A 15,584-nucleotide genomic window follows, 5' to 3' on the forward strand; every position below is an offset into this window, starting at 1 on the left:
CGGCTTACTTCCCCTCGAACTCGGGGTCGCGGTCGGCGGAGAACGCGGTGATACCCTCCATCAGGTCCTCTGTTCCGAAGAGGTGGCCGAAGGCCTGCGATTCGACGGCGAGGCCCGCGTCCTCGTCGTCGCGTCCCGCGTGCATCGCTCGCTTGGTGAAGTCCTGTGCGATGGGCGGCCCGGCGGCCAGCTTCTCGGCCAGGGCGAGTGCCTCGTCGAACAGCTCGTCGTTCCCGACGACGTCGTTGACGAAGCCGTAGTCGGCCATCTCCGCGGCGTCGAAGTGGTCGGCGGTGAAGATTATCTCCTTCGCGCGGCCCTCGCCGACGATGTTCGCGAGCCGCTGGGTGCCGCCCCATCCGGGGAGCAGGCCGAGATTGTGCTCGGGCTGGCCGAAGGTCGAGCGCTCGGAGGCGACCCGGAGGTCGGCTGCCGTCGCCATCTCCATCCCGCCGCCGAGCGTGTAGCCGTCGATGCCGGCGACGACCGGCATCGGGCACTCCTCGAACTTGCCGAACGTCTCCTGGCCGGCCTTCGAGAGTTCGATGCCGTCGAGCGGGTTCGCGTTGCTCGCCGCGGAGACGACGTCGGCGCCCGCCGAGAACGCCTTGTCGCCGGCGCCGGTCACGAGCACCGCCCTGACGTCGTCGTCCTCGCTGAGTTGGTCGATGGCGTCGCCGAGCTCGTCTAACATCTCCGTGCTGACCGTGTTCATCCGGTGTGGTCTGTCGAGTTCGATGTGGCCGACGTGCCCGTCGAGCGTCTCGACGTTGATGGTGTCGTACGTCGCCGCCGCCTCCTCGTCATCGCTGCCGTAGAACCCGCCCGCCTCGGCGGCGTTCCGGAGGCCCTCGCTCGCCTCGAATCGCGGGTCGTCCGTCTCGTCGTGCAGTTCGTCGAGCGTCTCGACCAGCGTCTCCAGACCGGCGGTGTCGGTCATCTTCGCCGGTCCGTCCGGCCAGCCACCGCCGAGCATCACGGCTTCGTCGATGTCCGAGACGGGCGCGACGTCGTTCTCGACGAGTTTCCCCACCTCGTTGGCCAGCAGGGCGAGCAGTCGCGTCTCGATGTCGTCACGAGCGGCGTCGCGCGGAATCTCCACGCCGCCGTCTTCGTAGTCGTAGAACCCTTCGCCGGACTTCTTGCCGAGCTTCTCCTCCTCGACCTTCTGTTCGAGGAGCGGACACGGCGTGTAGGCGTCGCCCAGCACCTCGTGGAGGTACTCCAGCACGTGCAGGCCGACGTCGTTGCCGACCTGGTCGGACAGTTCCAGCGCGCCCATCGGCAGGCCGATTGCGAACTTCGTCGTCGCGTCCACCTCGGCGATGGTCGCCTCGTCGTCGTGAACGAGCCAGCAGGCCTCGTTCATCAGGGGGACGAGGATGCGGTTGACGATGAAGCCGGGCGAGTCTTTGCGGACCCGGACCGGGGACTTGTCGAAGGCCTCGGCGAGTTGCTCGATGGCGTCGAGCGTCTCCTCGCTCGTGTGTGCGCCGGAGATGACCTCGACCAGCGCCATACGCACCGGCGGGTTGAAGAAGTGCATCCCGCAGAACTGCTCGGGGCGGTCGGTCACTTCGGAGAGTTCAGTGATAGAGAGACTGGAGGTGTTGGTCGCGAAGATGGCCTCTGTGGGGGCGTACTCGACGACCTCCTGGTAGACGTCCTTCTTGATCTCCATCTTCTCGGGGACGGCTTCGATGACCACGTCGGCGTCGCCCACGGCCTCCTCGACGTCGACGAGCGGCGTGACCCGGTCCAGCGCCGCGTCGGCGTCCTCCTGGGAGAGCTGGTCTTTCTCCGCGAGCTTGTTCAGCGACCACTCGATGTTGTCGTAGCCGTCCTGGACGAACTCGTCGTTGATGTCCCGCATCCGGACCTCGTATCCGGCGAGGGCGGCCACTTCTGCGATGCCGTGGCCCATGTTCCCCGCGCCGAGTACCGCGATAGTGTCGATGTCCTCGAAATCCATAACGTTCGTCACCAGAGTCGGCCCACGTTTCAACGTTTCTCTCGGGTAGAAACCTCATCTGTGTTTATTTCGTTCGCCAAACAGTTATTGTGGGCTACGATAACAGGTATCGCATGGACTTCGCACTCTCAGACGAACAGCGTCAGGTCCGCGAGGAGGTCCGCCGGTTCGCCGAGAACGAGCTGAAACCGGTCGCGACGGAGTACGACCGTGCGGAGAAATATCCCGGCGAAATCGTCGAGAAGGCCGCCGAGATGGGGTTGACCGGCAGCAACATCCCGCTGGAGTACGGTGGTGCGGGGTACGACACGCTCACGAACGTCATCCTCGCCGAGGAGCTGTTCGCGGCCGACCCTGGCATCGGGCTGTGTATCCAGTCGGCGGCGTTCGGGGCCGACGCTGTCATCGGGTTCGGCACCGACGAGCAGAAAGCGCGGTTCCTCGAACCCGTCGCCACCGGCGAGGCGGTGATGGGCGCAGCGATATCCGAACCTGACAGCGGCTCGGACGTCTCCTCGGTGTCGACCCAGGCTCGCAAGGAAGGCGACGAGTGGGTCATCGACGGGACGAAGATGTGGATAACGAACGGCACCGTCGGCGACTACTTCGTCGTGCTCTGTGAGACCGACCCCGACGCCGAGGGGCGGTACAACGGTTTCTCACAGATCGTCGTCGAATCCGACCGCGACGGCTTCGAGGCCGAGAAGATAACGGGGAAACTGGGCATCCGGGCGTCCGATACGGCCGAACTCCTCCTCGACGAGGTGCGCGTCCCCGAGGAGAACCTCGTCGGGACCCGGGGTGCCGGCTTCCTCCAGTTGATGCAGTTCTTCGACGAGACCCGGACGGGCGTTGCCGCCCAGGGCGTCGGCATCGCCCGCGGGGCCGCCGAGCGCGCCCTGGAGTACGCGAAAGAACGCGAACAGTTCGGCCGTCCCATCACGGAGTTCCAGGCCATCCAGCACAAACTCGCGGAGATGTACACCGAGATAGAGGCCGCCCGCCAGCTCACCTACAAGTCCGCCTGGAGCGTCGACCACTCCGACGACCAGCTCACCCAGCTGGCCTCGATGGCCAAGGAGAAGGCCTCGCGGGTCGCCGTCGAGGTGGCCGACGAGGCGGTCCAGATTCACGGTGGGGCCGGCTACGTCGACGACTTCGACGTCGAACGGTTCTACCGCGACGCGAAGATAACCCAGATATACGAGGGGACCACGGAGATTCAGAAGAACATCATCGCCCGGGAACTCCTCGGGAAGGGGATGGTCTGACCCGCGGCGACACCGCCCGTCGAACCGTCGGGTTTTAATCCGCTGTCGCGCATATCCCGTAATATATGGGTGACTCCCGACGGACCGTCACGTTCGGCCCGCTCGCCGACGACCATCATAGCCGCCCCGCCAGCGCCCGCTGTCGCTGTTGATTCTCTTGGACTCCCCCCGTTCGACCGGACCGTACCCCGACCGCTAGCCGACAAACTCGACCACACACAATGTTCACCACACTCAGAGAAGACGTCCGGACGGCGATGGCGAAAGACCCCGCTGCGGTCAGCGCCCTCGAAGTCGTCCTCACCTACGCCGGCCTCCACGCTGTCTGGCTGTATCGCCTGGCCCACGCGCTGTGGGTCCGTGACCACTCCCTGTCTGCGCGCCTCGTCTCGCACCTCGCACGGTTCCTGACCGGCGTCGAGATACACCCTGGAGCGACTATCGGCGACCGGCTGTTCATCGACCACGGGATGGGCACTGTTATCGGCGAGACGGCGGAACTCGGCGACGACGTGCTGTTGTATCACGGCGTCACGCTGGGTGGCAAGTCGATGCGCCGGGAGAAGCGGCATCCGACGCTCGAAGACGGGGTCACGGTCGGCGCAAGCGCTACGCTCCTCGGGCCGATAACGGTCGGCGAGGACGCCACCGTCGGCGCCGGCGCCGTCGTCGCGGACGACGTTCCTCCAGGGACCACGGTTGTCGGCAACCCCGCACGACCGGTCGGGACCGAGGACGCCGCGAACCAACCGGACCCCGCAGTCGTCGACGGCTGAGCGAGCCGGACAGACAGGTTCTTTCCGCCCGCCGCCCTCACTTAACCCATGAGCGATTCGCCCCACGAGACGCTGCGAGCGGACGACGACCTCGGCCCGCTCGTCGAGGCCCACGGCGAGCTCACGCTCGACCCGGCCGACGACCTCTTCGAGCGCCTGGTCGTCTCCATCCTCCGTCAGCAGGTCTCGATGGCGTCGGCCGCAGCGACCCGCGAACGGCTGTTCGACGCCGTCTCGGTTACGCCCGAGGGAATCCTGGCTGCCGACGACCAGGTCCTCCGGGACGCCGGGCTCTCACGGCAGAAGACCCGGTACGTCAACGAGGTCGCCGAGGCGTTCCAGCGAGCGGGGTACTCGATCGCCTTCTTCGAAGGGATGTCCGACGACGCGGTTCGGGCGGAGCTGACCGGTATCACCGGCGTCGGCGAGTGGACGGCCGACATGCAACTGCTGTTCGCCCTCGGTCGGGAGGACGTCTTCCCGGTGGGCGACCTCGGCATCAGAAAGGGGTTCCGGGCAGTCGTCGGCGACGTCGAGGACCGCGACGCGATGTCGGCGTACGCAGAGAGGTGGGCCCCGTACCGGAGCTACGCGTCGCTGTATCTCTGGCGGGCGACCGAGGACATCGCAGAGAGCGTCGACGAAGTCGACGAGTCGTAGTTACTCCTCGGCGGACTCCTCTTCTTCCTCGGTGTCCGAGTCGGGTTCGCTGTCCGCGCGCTTGTTGACGTCGACCTGGTAGTGCGTGAGGATGTCTCGGCCGAGCAGGAGCGGATAGTCCATGTGCGAGCGGTCCTCGACGCTCGCGGTGACGGTGTGCTGTTCGCCGCCGATACCGACCACGAGGTCGACGACGGGCCGGGAGCGACCGGACTTCAGGCTCCCGGATTTGATGCGGACGATGTCCTTGATGGGGCCGGTCCCGATGTCGGCCGCGAGCTAGGAGTCGATGCTGGTCCGGGTCGCGCCCGTGTCAGACTTCGCGAGGATGGTCTCGGTGCCCCGTGTCCCGGTGACCTGGACCTCCTCGATGTAGCCGATGGTGACGCGCTCGCCCTTGCGCTGGGGCTCTTCGCGCGGCATGCAGTCCGGTCGCGAGTCGTCAAGCACACCGGAGATGCGGTCGACGGCCTCTTCGGGGACGTGACCACCAGCGCGCTCGACGGCGAGTTTCGCGATGTACGGCGCGGGACTGATACCGCTCGCCTCGAACAGGCCGCGGAACCCGGCCGTCGGGTTGACCTCGAGGACGTAGTAGCCGTCCTCGCCCTCGATGATGTCGACGCCGGCGTAGTCGAGACCGACGGCGTCGGCCGCGTTCAGCGCGATTTCACGGACACGGCCCGGGAGTCTGTTGGTCATGTCCTCGACGTCGCCGCCCAGGGCGACGTTGGTCCGCCACTCGCCTTCCGGCGCGTAGCGGTTCATCGCACCGACGATGCGGTCGCCGACGACGTAGACCCGCAGGTCGTGGTGCCGGTCTCCGTCGTGGTCGATGAACTCCTGCAGGAAGGCGTGACGGTTCCCGACCTGCGAGTTGACGGGGTTGTCGAGGTCGACCATCCACGTCCCCCCGCCGTGGGTCCCGATGGCCGTCTTGTACACCGCCTGCTCGCCGAAGCGCTCGCGGGCGGCGTTGAGTTCGCTGTTCGAGAGCGCCAGCACCGCGTCGGGGATGGGGACTCCTGCCTCGACTAGCGCCGTCGCGCTGGCGAACTTGTGGAGCGCTCGCGTCGCGGCGATGGGTTCGTTCAGCATCGGGGCCAGGCGTTCCAGGGTCAGCGCCAGCCCGATACCCTCCGCGGGGTGTTCGTCGCTCGACAGCAGGAGCCGGTTGGCGATGACGTCGACGTCGGGATAGAGCGTCGCCTCGCCGTCTTCGACTTCGACTCTGGTGTTTTGTGCACGGAGCCACTCCGTGTCGTAGCCCATCTCGTCGGCGGCGTTCAGGATGGCCTTCGACTCCTTGCTGGAGTGGAGGCTCAACACGCCCACGGTGATGTCGTCAGTGCTCATGGGACGCCATTCTCGCGGCCCTAAAAAAGGGTTGCTGGTCCCCGTGCCGTGTCACACATCATGTCAATGACCGGGCGGTGACGTTTTTATACCCGGACCCGCTCGTACGTGGCATGGACGAGGCCACGCCGTTCACGTACGACGGCGGCCGGGTGGACCCTGGTGAGATACAGAACGTGCGGTACACCGTCAGCGAGACGTACATGGGCGACGCGGTGCGGATGCCGGTCACCATCGTCAACGGGGCGAAACCGGGACCGAGCGTGTTCCTCAGCGCCGCCGCTCACGGCGACGAGCTCAACGGCGTCGAGGTGGTTCGGGAGGTCGCCCAGGAGTGGGACCACGACGAACTCGCGGGGACGCTGGTCTGTCTCCCGGTGTTGAACGTCCCCGCATTCATCGCCCAGGAGCGGTACCTCCCTATCTACGACCGCGACCTGAACCGCTCGTTCCCTGGGCAGCACGACTCGACGAGCGCCAAGCGGATGGCCCACCGGATCTTCCGGAACTTCCTGGAACCGTGTGACCTGGGGATGGACTTCCACACGTCTACGCGCGGCCGCAGCAACATGCTTCACGTCCGAGCCGATATGTCCGACCAGGCGGTGGCTCGCGTCGCAAAAGCCTTCGCGTCGAATCTCATCATCTCCTCGGAGGGGCCCGAGGGGTCGCTACGGCGGGAGGCCAGCACCGTCGGGACGCCGACCATCACCATCGAGATGGGTGAGGCCCACCGGTTCCAGCGCGGCCTCATCGACGGCGCGCTCGAGAGCGTCCGGTCCGTGCTCGCGGAGTTCGGCGTCCTCGAGAGTGAGGCTGTCAAGTGGCCAGGCTGGCGCGCTGTCGTCGAGAACGGCGTGGGCGACAAGACCTGGCTCCGGGCCGATGCCGGCGGCCTGGTGGACATGCACCAGGAGCGGGGCGGCCTCGTCTACGAGGGCGAGACCATCTGTACGATAACGAACCCGTTCAAGACGGAGACGACGGACGTCACCGCGCCGTTCACGGGCCTGCTCGTCGGCGTCCTGGAGAACCCGCTCGTGTATCCCGGCAACCCGCTCTGTCACCTCGTCCACCTCGACGAACGCACGAGGCGGGCGCTCGAACAGAACCGGTAGGCCGCCCCGGCCGTCAAATACCGGCCAGAATCGTGTCGGGACACCGGCAACGCTATGTGTCTGTGAAGAGAATTATTAGTACGAGTGACACCACGCGCCGGGGCAGTTGTCCCGGCTCTGGTATCACCGCCAGCGCCCATGTTCACACACTCGATTGTCAGTGGCCGATATCAGTCCCCGTCTAGCCGCCGTTCGGCTGACGGCCGATACCCCGGTAGCCGCCGCCTCGGAGAACCATGGCGCTAGATCCATGGGCGCCGCCCTCGCAGACCACCGTCCCGGCGTCGGTTCGCATCATCGAAGCGGTCGCGGAGCTCGAGGGCGTGGACCCGCTGGCCCTCGAACCGGGGCTGGACGAGGTTATCGATACGGACGCCCTCGATTACCTCCTCCGTCACGACGGCGCCCCGTTCACGCTCGAGTTCTCCTACGGGACCCATCACGTGCTCCTCACGGAGACAGCCATCCACATCGACGGCCGCACCACACTGTACCACGACTGAGAGAGTGGCCCGCCCAGCCCCGTCTTCGGCGTGGGCGACGCTGTGACAATCGTCCCATCTTGCCGGAAAACGCTGTAAAAGCCGGCGATTCCCGCGCGCGGTAGAAACTACTATTTGTCCCCGGTCCAACCCCCCACTGTATGAGTCAGTCTTACAATCGCGGCACCGTCGAGGACTTCGGACGGTGGCGGGAGTTCACGGCCGGGATGTGGGCCTGGATATTCCACAAGTTCACCGGCTGGGTGCTCGTGGGCTACCTTTTCACCCACATCGCGGTCCTGAGCACCGCGATTAACGTCGATCCGGCGGCCGCACAGTCGAGCGCGGACCTCTATACCAACACCATCGCGGGACTGGAGAGTCTACTGATCGTGCGGTTCCTCGAGGTCGGGCTCCTGGCAGTCGCCGTCTTCCACATCCTCAACGGCATCCGGCTGCTGATGGTCGACCTCGGCGTCGGTCTCGAATCGCAGGACAAGAGCTTCTACGCGTCGCTACTGTTGACCGGCGCCATCGTCGTCGCCAGTGTGCCGACGTTCCTCGGGGGGAAACTCGTCTAATGGCCGAACACTACTCCTCCTTCGACCGGGGCGGCCGTCGCTGGCTGTTCCAGCGCCTGACGGCCGTCTTCCTCATCGGCGTCCTCGCGTTCCACTTCGTCCTGCTTCACTTCGTGAACCACGCCGCCGACATCACCTTCCTGGGCACGCAGGCCCGGATGAGCAGCGTCGGATACTTCGTGACGATGTGGCTGTTCCTCGTCACCGCGACGTTCCACGGGGTCAACGGCGTCTACAACGCCCTGCTCAACCAGGGCATCACCGGGTCGCAGAAGAACGCCGTCAAGTACCTCCTCGGCGCCGCCGGCATCCTGCTCGTCGTGCAGGGGACCCGCGTCGCCCTCGCTATGACCAACCTCGTCTAACAATGAGCACGCAAATCGAACAGAAGGAGACGGAGACAGAAGAGCAGGAGACCGAACCGGAGGTCGAATCACCCGGTGAGCGCCGTCGCGCCGCGAAACGACAGCGCCTCGCCGAGGAAGAGGCACAGCGCGTCGCCGAGGAAGAGACCCTCGACGACGATGAGACGGTCCACCTGAAGGTGTTCCGCTACGACCCCGAAGTCGAGGGCAAGCAGGAACCCCGCTTCGACGACTTCGCGGTGCCCTACCACAAGGGGATGACCGTCCTCGACGCGCTTATCTACGCCCGCGACCGCTACGACTCGTCGCTGACCTTCCGACACTCGTGTCGCCAGGCGGTCTGTGGCTCGGATGCGCTGTTCGTCAACGGCCGGCAGCGACTGGGCTGTAAGACCCAGCTGTCGGCCCTGGAGGACCCCGTCCGCATCGAACCGCTCCCCCACCAGGAGGTCGTCAAGGACCTCGTCGTGGACATGGAGCACTTCTACGACCAGATGGAGGCTGTCGAGCCGTTCTTCGACGCCGACGAACTCCCCGAGGACGACCTCGAAGAGCAGCGCCAGTCGCGGGAGAACCGCGAGAAAGTGAAGATGTCCACGCGGTGTATCTGGTGTGGCGCCTGCATGTCCTCGTGTAACATCGCCGCCGGCGACAACGAGTATCTCGGCCCCGCGGCCATCAACAAGGCCTACCGCTTCGCGATGGACGAACGCGAGGGCGAGGACCGCAAGCAGGAACGACTGCGCATCATCGAACAGGAACACGGCGTCTGGCGCTGCCAGACCCAGTTCTCCTGTACCGAGGTGTGCCCGAAGGACATCCCGCTGACCGAGCACATCCAGGCGCTCAAGCGGGAGTCGGTGAAGAACAACCTCAAGTTCTGGTAATCCTAAGACGAATCAACGACTAATGTACGAACACGACGTTATCGTGGTCGGCGCGGGCGGCGCCGGCCTCCGGGCGGCCATCGCAGCGCACGAAGAGGGTGCCGACGTCGCCCTCGTGACGAAGCTCCATCCGGTCCGCAGTCACACCGGGGCGGCGGAGGGCGGCATCAACGCCGCGCTCCAGGAGGGCGACTCCTGGGACCTCCACGCCTACGACACGATGAAGGGGTCGGACTACCTGGGCGACGCTCCCGCTATCGACACGTTCGCGAAGACGGCCCCCGAAGAGGTCATCCAGCTCGAACACTGGGGGATGCCGTTCTCCCGCGAGGACGACGGCCGCGTCTCGCAGCGACCGTTCGGCGGCCTCTCGTACCCGCGGACGACGTACGCGGGCGCAGAGACGGGCCACCACCTCCTGCACACGATGTACGAGCAGGCGGTCAAGCGCGGCATCGAGGTGTACGACGAGTGGTACGTCACGAACCTCGCCGTCACCGACCACGACGACCCCGAGGACCGCGAGTGTCACGGCTGTGTCGCCTACGACATCAAGTCCGGGAAGATAGAGGGCTTCCGCGCGAAGGGCGGCGTCATCCTCGCGACGGGCGGCCTCGGCCAGGCGTTCGACCACACGACCAACGCCGTCGCCAACACCGGCGACGGCTGTGCGATGGCCTACCGCGCCGGCGTCCCGATGGAGGACATGGAGATGATCCAGTTCCACCCGACGACGCTGCCGTCGACGGGCGTCCTCATCTCCGAGGGGGTCCGCGGCGAGGGCGGCATCCTCTACAACGACAACGAGGAGCGCCTGATGTTCGAGTACGGTTACGCGAACAACGACGGCGAACTCGCCTCCCGCGACGTGGTCTCGCGCTCGGAACTCACCGAGGTCAACGAGGGTCGCGGCATCGAGGACGAGTACGTCCACCTCGACATGCGCCACCTCGGCGAGGAGCGCATCCTCGACCGCCTGGAGAACATCCTCCACCTCGCGGAGGACTTCGAGGGCGTCGACGGCCTCGACGAGCCGATGCCGGTCAAGCCCGGCCAGCACTACGCCATGGGCGGCGTCGAGACCGACGAGAACGGCGAGACGTGCATCGAAGGGCTCTACGCAGCCGGCGAGACGGCCTGTGTCTCGCTGCACGGCGCGAACCGCCTCGGCGGGAACGCGCTGCCCGAGTTGCTGGTCTTCGGCGCTCGCGCCGGCTACCACGCGGCGGGCAAGGACATGAAGGCCGCAGAGATCGACACCGGCCCTTCCGCGAAGAGCGAGGCCGGCGACGTCCACCCGCCGGTCGAACCCGGTGCGGTCGACGCCGGGAGCGAAGACGTCGCCGCCGACGGGGCGGCCGTCGAACCGAAGGCAGTCATCGAGAACGCCGTCGAGTACGAGCGCCGCCGGGTCGACACCCTCCTCGAATCCGACGGCGTCAACCACGCCGAGGTCCGGGCCGAAGTCCAGGAGACGATGACGGCCAACGTCAACGTCTTCCGCGAGGAAGACGGGCTGGAACAGGCTCTCCGGGACATCCGGCAGGCCCGGGTCGACTACGAGGACGTCGCCGTCGCCGACCCATCGCGCACCTACAACACCGACCTCATCCACACCATCGAGACGCGCAACATCCTGGACGTGGCCGAGGCCATCACGCTCGGTGCGCTCGCCCGCGAGGAGTTCCGCGGTGCCCACTGGCGTGCGGAACACCAGGAGCGAAAGGACGACGAGTGGATCAAACACACCATGCTCGCCTGGAACGACGGTACCCCCGAACTCTACTACAAGCCGGTCATCCTCGAGGGCGACGAACAGACCTACGAGCCGAAAGTCCGCTCGTACTGACCCCGCAGTCGTCGCTTGCGGTTTTTCTCTATCTTCCCGTCAGCGTTCGGTTCTCCACCACATACCTCTTCACACCGTCTCTATCGCCGGCCAGGAAGGGTGGCTCAGTGGTAGAGCGACCGACGTGTCTGACTCGGTCGGTAACCGACCTGCAAATGGGTCCGCGTGGTTCGACTCTCGCCCCTTCCATCAGAGTAGTACGATGGTGTGACTGGACACGCTGCGGCCGCTGCTCTCGCGGGTGAATCGTGATACGGAAAGGGGTGAAGGATCAGGCACTCCGCCAGTGCCCACTCGTACTTCGGTTAGCCTGGTATGTAATGATTTTGCACAATTTTCTCTTCTGATAATGCCGCCATCACTGTCGTCGATACCTCGACGGCGGTGCGAGTACCTGTCGCTCGGAGTAGTGCACCGGTAGGAATTATGCGTGGGTGCTGACCCATGTAGGGAAAGCACCTGCATCGACCTCGGCGGCTTCGCCGCCTCGTTCCGAGGGCCGTGCGTCGCACGCCCCTCGCGGGCGATGCGTGGGACCGGATTTGAACCGTCTGCAGACGGTCGCTTGCGCGCTGCGTCTGCCGGGGTTCAAACCGGTCGTGCATCGACAGGCACTCGCTGTTTGCTCGTGCCAATGCGATGCGTGGGACCGGATTTGAACCGGCGGACCCCTACGGGACAGCGCCCTCAACGCTGCGCCGTTGGCCTGGCTTGGCTACCCACGCTCGCTCTGTCTTACTGCGTTATTTCGTATCCCGTGGCATAATAAAAGCGCTTTCCTTTGGGCCCGACCCCGCTACAGTGTGCCATCCCTCGTGAACCGGGCGTTTCAAATACGACGAAGCCGCTACCGACCGCATGGCCAAATACTCGACCGGCAGCGGGGGGGACAGCGCCGGCGGGAGCTGTGAGCTCTGCGGTGCCGAGGGCGGTGACCTCCAGACCGCCCAGGTCGCCGGTGCGACCCTCCAGTTGTGTAGCGACTGTGCGCGGAACCACGGCGAGACCGACCGGACACAGACGAGCGGGCACGCGGACGACGAGCGGTCGCGCCGGAAGAAGGCGGCACAGAACACCGCCCGACTGGCGGACGCACAGAAGGGCGACGCCTCCCACTGGGAAGACGGCGCCGACTACGACGACGACCAGCTCCCGTACCTCGTCAAGGGCTACGGGAAGCGCGTGACCGAAGCGAGACAGGCGGCCGGGCTCCAGACGGGAGATCTCGCCGAGGAGCTCGACGCCGAGGAGTCCGACGTGCTCGCTATCGAACAGGGCCGCGCGACACAGGCCGGCGTCGGCGGGTCGCTGGTCGCCAAGCTCGAGGCGTTCCTCGACGTCGAACTCGTCGCAGACTGACCCCGGTACCTTTCTCCGCGCCGCCCCTACTGGGGGTATGGACCTCTCGGCCGACCAGCGTGCGATTCGGGACGTCGTCAGAGAATTCGCTGTCGAGGAGATCCGTCCGACGGCACGCGAGGGCGACCGCGACCAGTCGTTCCCCGAGAACGTCTGGGATGGCCTGGCCGACGTCGACGTCACCGGCCTGACCACTCCAGAGGCGTACGGCGGGTTCGACGCGGACCGGCTGACGTACGCGCTCGTCAACGAGGAACTGGCGTACGGGGCGCTCTCGGTGGCCACGGCGCTCTCGGTGCACTGCCTCGTGACCTCCTGTATCGCCGAGTTCGGCGACGAGACCCTCCGCGAGGAGTGGCTCCCGGACATGGCCTCTGGGCGACCTGTCGGGGCGTTCGCGCTCTCGGAACCGCAGGCCGGGTCGAACCCCCGCCAGATGGCGACCGTCGCTCGACGCGAGGGCGACGAATACGTCATCGACGGCGAGAAACAGTGGATTACGAACGGAACGCGGTCCGGCGTCGTCGTCGTCTTCGCCAAGACGGACCTCGGAGACGACGACTCCATCACGCAGTTTCTGGTTCCGAAAGACACGGCGGGACTGTCGGTCGGCGAGAAGGAGGACAAACTGGGGCTGCGGGCGAGCGACACCACGTCGCTGACCTTCGACGGCGTCAGGATACCCGAGCGGTACCGACTGACCGAGGAGGGCGACGGACTCGCGGCGGCGCTCTCCATTCTCACGGGTGGCCGACTCGGTATCGCGGCCCAGGCCGTCGGCGTCGCACAGTCCGCCCTCGACGAGGCGCTGGCCTACGCCCAGGAGCGCGAGCAGTTCGACGGCCCCATCGCGGATATCCAGTCTATCAGGCACAAACTCGCGGAGATGGCGACCACCGTCCAGGCCGGTCGCCTGCTCACCTGGGACGCCGCCGAGCGGATGGAGCGTGGCGAGGACGCCCGGCGGGCCGCGAGTATGGCGAAGTACTTCGCGAGCGAGGGCGCCGTCGACGTCGCCAACGAGGCGGTCCAGATTCACGGGGGCTACGGCTACATGACCGAGTTCCCCGTCGAACGGCTCTACCGCGACGCGAAGGTCACCACTATCTACGAGGGCACCAGCGAGATTCAGCGCGACATCGTCGCACGGGACCTGCTGGAGTAGCCCGGCCCGCTTCGGGTGCGAAGGCCTTTGACCGGCGCTGTCTTACTGCTGGCAATGACTCACGACGCCGTCGTCTACGACCTCGACGGCACCCTCGTCGAACTGGCCGTCGACTGGGGTGCGGTCGCCGCCGCGGTCGACGACGCGCTGACCGACCGCGGTGTCACGACCGAGGGGCGCGGCCTCTGGGACATGCTGCAGCTCTCCGGCGAGACGGGCCACCGAGACGTCGTCGAGGAGACGATAACGCGCTTCGAGCGTGACGGCGCCCGCGAATCGACCCGCCTCGCACTCGCCGACGGGTTCCCACACGACGTCCCGGTGGGAGTCTGCTCGCTCAACGCCGAGGCGGCCGTCCGAGAGGCGCTCGACGTCCACGAACTCGGGCGCTACGTCGGACCCGTCGTGGGCCGTGACACCTACGGCAGCGCGAAACCGGACCCGGAGGGGCTGCTCGCCGTCGTCGACCAGCTGGACGCGACACCCGAACAGACGGTCTTTGTCGGCGATTCGGAACGCGACGCCGAGACGGCTCGCCGCGCCGGAACGGCCTTCGAGTGGGCACGCTCGTTCGATCAGCGACGGTACCGTGCGTAGAGGTAGACGCCGACGGCGGTGAGGAACCAGACGACCGCCCCGACGCGGACGGCGAAGAGCGCCCGGGCCGACCAGGTAGTGAGCGTGGTGAGCGCGGAGAGCGCGACGACGATGGGCGTCCCGACGAGGATGGTCGTCAGGAAGGTGACCTGCATCACCCAGCCGAAGTCGACGCCGTCGGGGTCGGTCTGTTCGACTGCTGGCACGCGTCGACGTTCTTACGGCTGTGCCATGCCGCTTCCGATTTCGCCCAAACCGAACACGTAATATGCCGGCGCACCCGGCCACGGACATGACCACCGTCAGGGACTTGCAGGCGATGGCCGGCGAGGAGCCGATAACGATGCTGACCGCCTACGACGCCGTCACGGCCCGGCTCGTCGAGGACAGTGGGGTCGACGTGGTCCTCGTCGGCGACAGCATGGGGAACGCCGTCCTCGGCCACGACGACACCCTCCCGGTCACCGTCGACGAGATGGCCTCCCGCGTCGGTGCCGTCGCGCGTGGGACCGACGAGGCCCTGGTCGTCGCCGACATGCCCTTCCTCTCCTTCGGGGCCGACGAGGCCGAGAGCGTCTGGAACTGCGGGCGAATGCTGAAAGAGGAAGGTGCGAACGCCGTCAAACTGGAGTCGGGCCCGCACACCGTCGACCTGACCGAGCGTCTCTCGAATCTCGGCATCCCGGTGATGGCCCACCTCGGACTGACGCCCCAGAGCGTCAACCAGACGGGCTACACCCAGCAGGCCACCGAGCGCGAAGAGGGCGAGGAGATCCTCGAACTGGCGCGCAAACACGAGGCGGCGGGCGCGTTCGCACTGGTCCTGGAACACGTCCCCGCCAACCTCGCCGCCCAGGTGACTGACGCCATCGACATCCCGACCATCGGCATCGGCGCCGGCGGCGACTGCGACGGTCAGGTGCTGGTGTTTACCGACGTGGTGGGCCTTGCCGACTCGAGTCCGCCGTTCGCGGAGCAGTTCGGCGACGTCAGGAGCGAAGTGACCGACGCGGTGAGCGATTACGTCGACGCCGTTCAGGAGGGCGACTTCCCGGGGCCGGAACACAGCGACACGGCCGAGGAACTGGACGACCTGTACTGACCGGCCGTCGCCACCCGAATATTTATTTGACCGTCAACTCGAAA

15 protein-coding genes, 2 tRNA genes and 1 pseudogene are annotated in these 15,584 nt (G+C 66.4%); 14 read left to right on the forward strand and 4 right to left on the reverse strand.

Features of this window, described 5'->3' with window-relative positions:
* Positions 1-4: 4 nt before the first annotated feature.
* The gene (locus tag P1L41_RS11065) at positions 5-1,972 is read right to left on the reverse strand and encodes a 3-hydroxyacyl-CoA dehydrogenase/enoyl-CoA hydratase family protein (RefSeq protein ID WP_276295788.1); all 1,968 of its coding nucleotides are present in this window, start codon (positions 1,970-1,972) and stop codon (positions 5-7) included.
* 113 nt (positions 1,973-2,085) lie between these two features.
* Between P1L41_RS11065 and P1L41_RS11070 the strand changes: the two genes are divergently transcribed.
* The 3 genes from P1L41_RS11070 to P1L41_RS11080 all read left to right on the forward strand — a co-directional run bounded on the left by P1L41_RS11070 (position 2,086) and on the right by P1L41_RS11080 (position 4,679).
* A complete protein-coding gene (locus P1L41_RS11070; protein WP_276295789.1) occupies positions 2,086-3,243 on the forward strand; it encodes an acyl-CoA dehydrogenase family protein in 1,158 nt (385 codons plus the stop codon).
* 221 nt (positions 3,244-3,464) lie between these two features.
* Positions 3,465-4,019 carry a serine O-acetyltransferase gene (cysE, locus tag P1L41_RS11075; protein WP_276295790.1) on the forward strand — a complete coding sequence of 185 codons (555 nt, stop codon included), beginning with the start codon at positions 3,465-3,467 and terminating at the stop codon, positions 4,017-4,019.
* 48 nt (positions 4,020-4,067) lie between these two features.
* A complete protein-coding gene (locus P1L41_RS11080) occupies positions 4,068-4,679 on the forward strand; it encodes a DNA-3-methyladenine glycosylase family protein (protein ID WP_276295791.1) in 612 nt (203 codons plus the stop codon).
* Here P1L41_RS11080 and P1L41_RS11085 read toward each other — a convergent pair.
* A pseudogene (locus tag P1L41_RS11085) lies at positions 4,680-6,035 on the reverse strand (RimK family alpha-L-glutamate ligase).
* Between the two features lie 113 nt (positions 6,036-6,148).
* On the opposite strand from P1L41_RS11085, the gene P1L41_RS11090 reads away from it, so the two are divergent.
* From P1L41_RS11090 to P1L41_RS11120, 7 genes are all read left to right on the forward strand, one after another.
* Positions 6,149-7,153, forward strand: a complete 1,005-nt coding sequence (locus P1L41_RS11090; protein WP_276295792.1) for a succinylglutamate desuccinylase/aspartoacylase family protein — start codon at positions 6,149-6,151, stop codon at positions 7,151-7,153.
* A gap of 236 nt (positions 7,154-7,389) precedes the next feature.
* Positions 7,390-7,656: a HalOD1 output domain-containing protein gene (locus P1L41_RS11095; RefSeq protein WP_276295793.1), complete on the forward strand. Its 267-nt coding sequence runs from the start codon at positions 7,390-7,392 to the stop codon at positions 7,654-7,656.
* Positions 7,657-7,796: 140 nt separating this feature from the next.
* Positions 7,797-8,216, forward strand: a complete 420-nt coding sequence (sdhC, locus tag P1L41_RS11100) for a succinate dehydrogenase, cytochrome b556 subunit (protein WP_276295794.1) — start codon at positions 7,797-7,799, stop codon at positions 8,214-8,216.
* The gene (locus P1L41_RS11105; protein ID WP_276295795.1) at positions 8,216-8,581 is read left to right on the forward strand and encodes a succinate dehydrogenase hydrophobic membrane anchor subunit; all 366 of its coding nucleotides are present in this window, start codon (positions 8,216-8,218) and stop codon (positions 8,579-8,581) included. Before sdhC ends, P1L41_RS11105 begins: the two co-directional genes overlap by 1 nt.
* 2 nt (positions 8,582-8,583) lie before the next feature.
* Positions 8,584-9,468: a succinate dehydrogenase/fumarate reductase iron-sulfur subunit gene (locus tag P1L41_RS11110; protein ID WP_276295796.1), complete on the forward strand. Its 885-nt coding sequence runs from the start codon at positions 8,584-8,586 to the stop codon at positions 9,466-9,468.
* Between the two features lie 22 nt (positions 9,469-9,490).
* Complete coding sequence (locus P1L41_RS11115; protein ID WP_276295797.1) at positions 9,491-11,317, forward strand: FAD-binding protein; 1,827 nt, start codon at positions 9,491-9,493, stop codon at positions 11,315-11,317.
* 93 nt (positions 11,318-11,410) lie between these two features.
* Positions 11,411-11,506: transfer RNA gene (locus P1L41_RS11120), tRNA-OTHER, on the forward strand.
* A gap of 451 nt (positions 11,507-11,957) precedes the next feature.
* On the opposite strand, the gene P1L41_RS11125 is transcribed toward P1L41_RS11120, so the two are convergent.
* A tRNA-Leu gene (locus P1L41_RS11125) sits at positions 11,958-12,042 on the reverse strand.
* Positions 12,043-12,175: 133 nt separating this feature from the next.
* On the opposite strand from P1L41_RS11125, the gene P1L41_RS11130 reads away from it, so the two are divergent.
* The 3 genes from P1L41_RS11130 to P1L41_RS11140 are packed head-to-tail and all read left to right on the forward strand — an operon-like array spanning position 12,176 to position 14,438.
* Positions 12,176-12,676 carry a helix-turn-helix domain-containing protein gene (locus P1L41_RS11130; RefSeq protein WP_276295798.1) on the forward strand — a complete coding sequence of 167 codons (501 nt, stop codon included), beginning with the start codon at positions 12,176-12,178 and terminating at the stop codon, positions 12,674-12,676.
* 37 nt (positions 12,677-12,713) lie between these two features.
* The gene (locus P1L41_RS11135; protein WP_276295799.1) at positions 12,714-13,841 is read left to right on the forward strand and encodes an acyl-CoA dehydrogenase family protein; all 1,128 of its coding nucleotides are present in this window, start codon (positions 12,714-12,716) and stop codon (positions 13,839-13,841) included.
* A gap of 54 nt (positions 13,842-13,895) precedes the next feature.
* Positions 13,896-14,438 (forward strand): HAD family hydrolase, encoded by a 543-nt coding sequence (locus tag P1L41_RS11140; protein ID WP_276295800.1) that lies wholly within the window; start codon positions 13,896-13,898, stop codon positions 14,436-14,438.
* Here the strand turns inward: P1L41_RS11140 and P1L41_RS11145 are convergent.
* The gene (locus tag P1L41_RS11145) at positions 14,417-14,644 is read right to left on the reverse strand and encodes a DUF5822 domain-containing protein (protein WP_276295801.1); all 228 of its coding nucleotides are present in this window, start codon (positions 14,642-14,644) and stop codon (positions 14,417-14,419) included. The genes P1L41_RS11140 and P1L41_RS11145 overlap by 22 nt on opposite strands.
* Before the next feature lie 86 nt (positions 14,645-14,730).
* On the opposite strand from P1L41_RS11145, the gene panB reads away from it, so the two are divergent.
* The gene (gene panB, locus P1L41_RS11150; protein WP_276295802.1) at positions 14,731-15,540 is read left to right on the forward strand and encodes a 3-methyl-2-oxobutanoate hydroxymethyltransferase; all 810 of its coding nucleotides are present in this window, start codon (positions 14,731-14,733) and stop codon (positions 15,538-15,540) included.
* The last annotated feature ends 44 nt before the right edge of the window (positions 15,541-15,584 follow it).

The sequence above is a fragment of the Haloarcula ordinaria genome (genome assembly GCF_029338275.1).
Lineage (GTDB): Archaea > Halobacteriota > Halobacteria > Halobacteriales > Haloarculaceae > Haloarcula > Haloarcula ordinaria.

Coding starts and splice junctions, on each gene's coding strand:
- P1L41_RS11095 (WP_276295793.1), top strand. CDS start 7,390: ATGGCGCTAGATCCATGGGCGCCGCCCTCGCAGACCACCGTCCCGGCG.
- P1L41_RS11130 (WP_276295798.1), top strand. CDS start 12,176: ATGGCCAAATACTCGACCGGCAGCGGGGGGGACAGCGCCGGCGGGAGC.
- cysE (WP_276295790.1), top strand. CDS start 3,465: ATGTTCACCACACTCAGAGAAGACGTCCGGACGGCGATGGCGAAAGAC.
- P1L41_RS11070 (WP_276295789.1), top strand. CDS start 2,086: ATGGACTTCGCACTCTCAGACGAACAGCGTCAGGTCCGCGAGGAGGTC.
- panB (WP_276295802.1), top strand. CDS start 14,731: ATGACCACCGTCAGGGACTTGCAGGCGATGGCCGGCGAGGAGCCGATA.
- P1L41_RS11115 (WP_276295797.1), top strand. CDS start 9,491: ATGTACGAACACGACGTTATCGTGGTCGGCGCGGGCGGCGCCGGCCTC.
- P1L41_RS11065 (WP_276295788.1), bottom strand. CDS start 1,972: ATGGATTTCGAGGACATCGACACTATCGCGGTACTCGGCGCGGGGAAC.
- sdhC (WP_276295794.1), top strand. CDS start 7,797: ATGAGTCAGTCTTACAATCGCGGCACCGTCGAGGACTTCGGACGGTGG.
- P1L41_RS11110 (WP_276295796.1), top strand. CDS start 8,584: ATGAGCACGCAAATCGAACAGAAGGAGACGGAGACAGAAGAGCAGGAG.
- P1L41_RS11080 (WP_276295791.1), top strand. CDS start 4,068: ATGAGCGATTCGCCCCACGAGACGCTGCGAGCGGACGACGACCTCGGC.
- P1L41_RS11140 (WP_276295800.1), top strand. CDS start 13,896: ATGACTCACGACGCCGTCGTCTACGACCTCGACGGCACCCTCGTCGAA.
- P1L41_RS11105 (WP_276295795.1), top strand. CDS start 8,216: ATGGCCGAACACTACTCCTCCTTCGACCGGGGCGGCCGTCGCTGGCTG.
- P1L41_RS11135 (WP_276295799.1), top strand. CDS start 12,714: ATGGACCTCTCGGCCGACCAGCGTGCGATTCGGGACGTCGTCAGAGAA.
- P1L41_RS11090 (WP_276295792.1), top strand. CDS start 6,149: ATGGACGAGGCCACGCCGTTCACGTACGACGGCGGCCGGGTGGACCCT.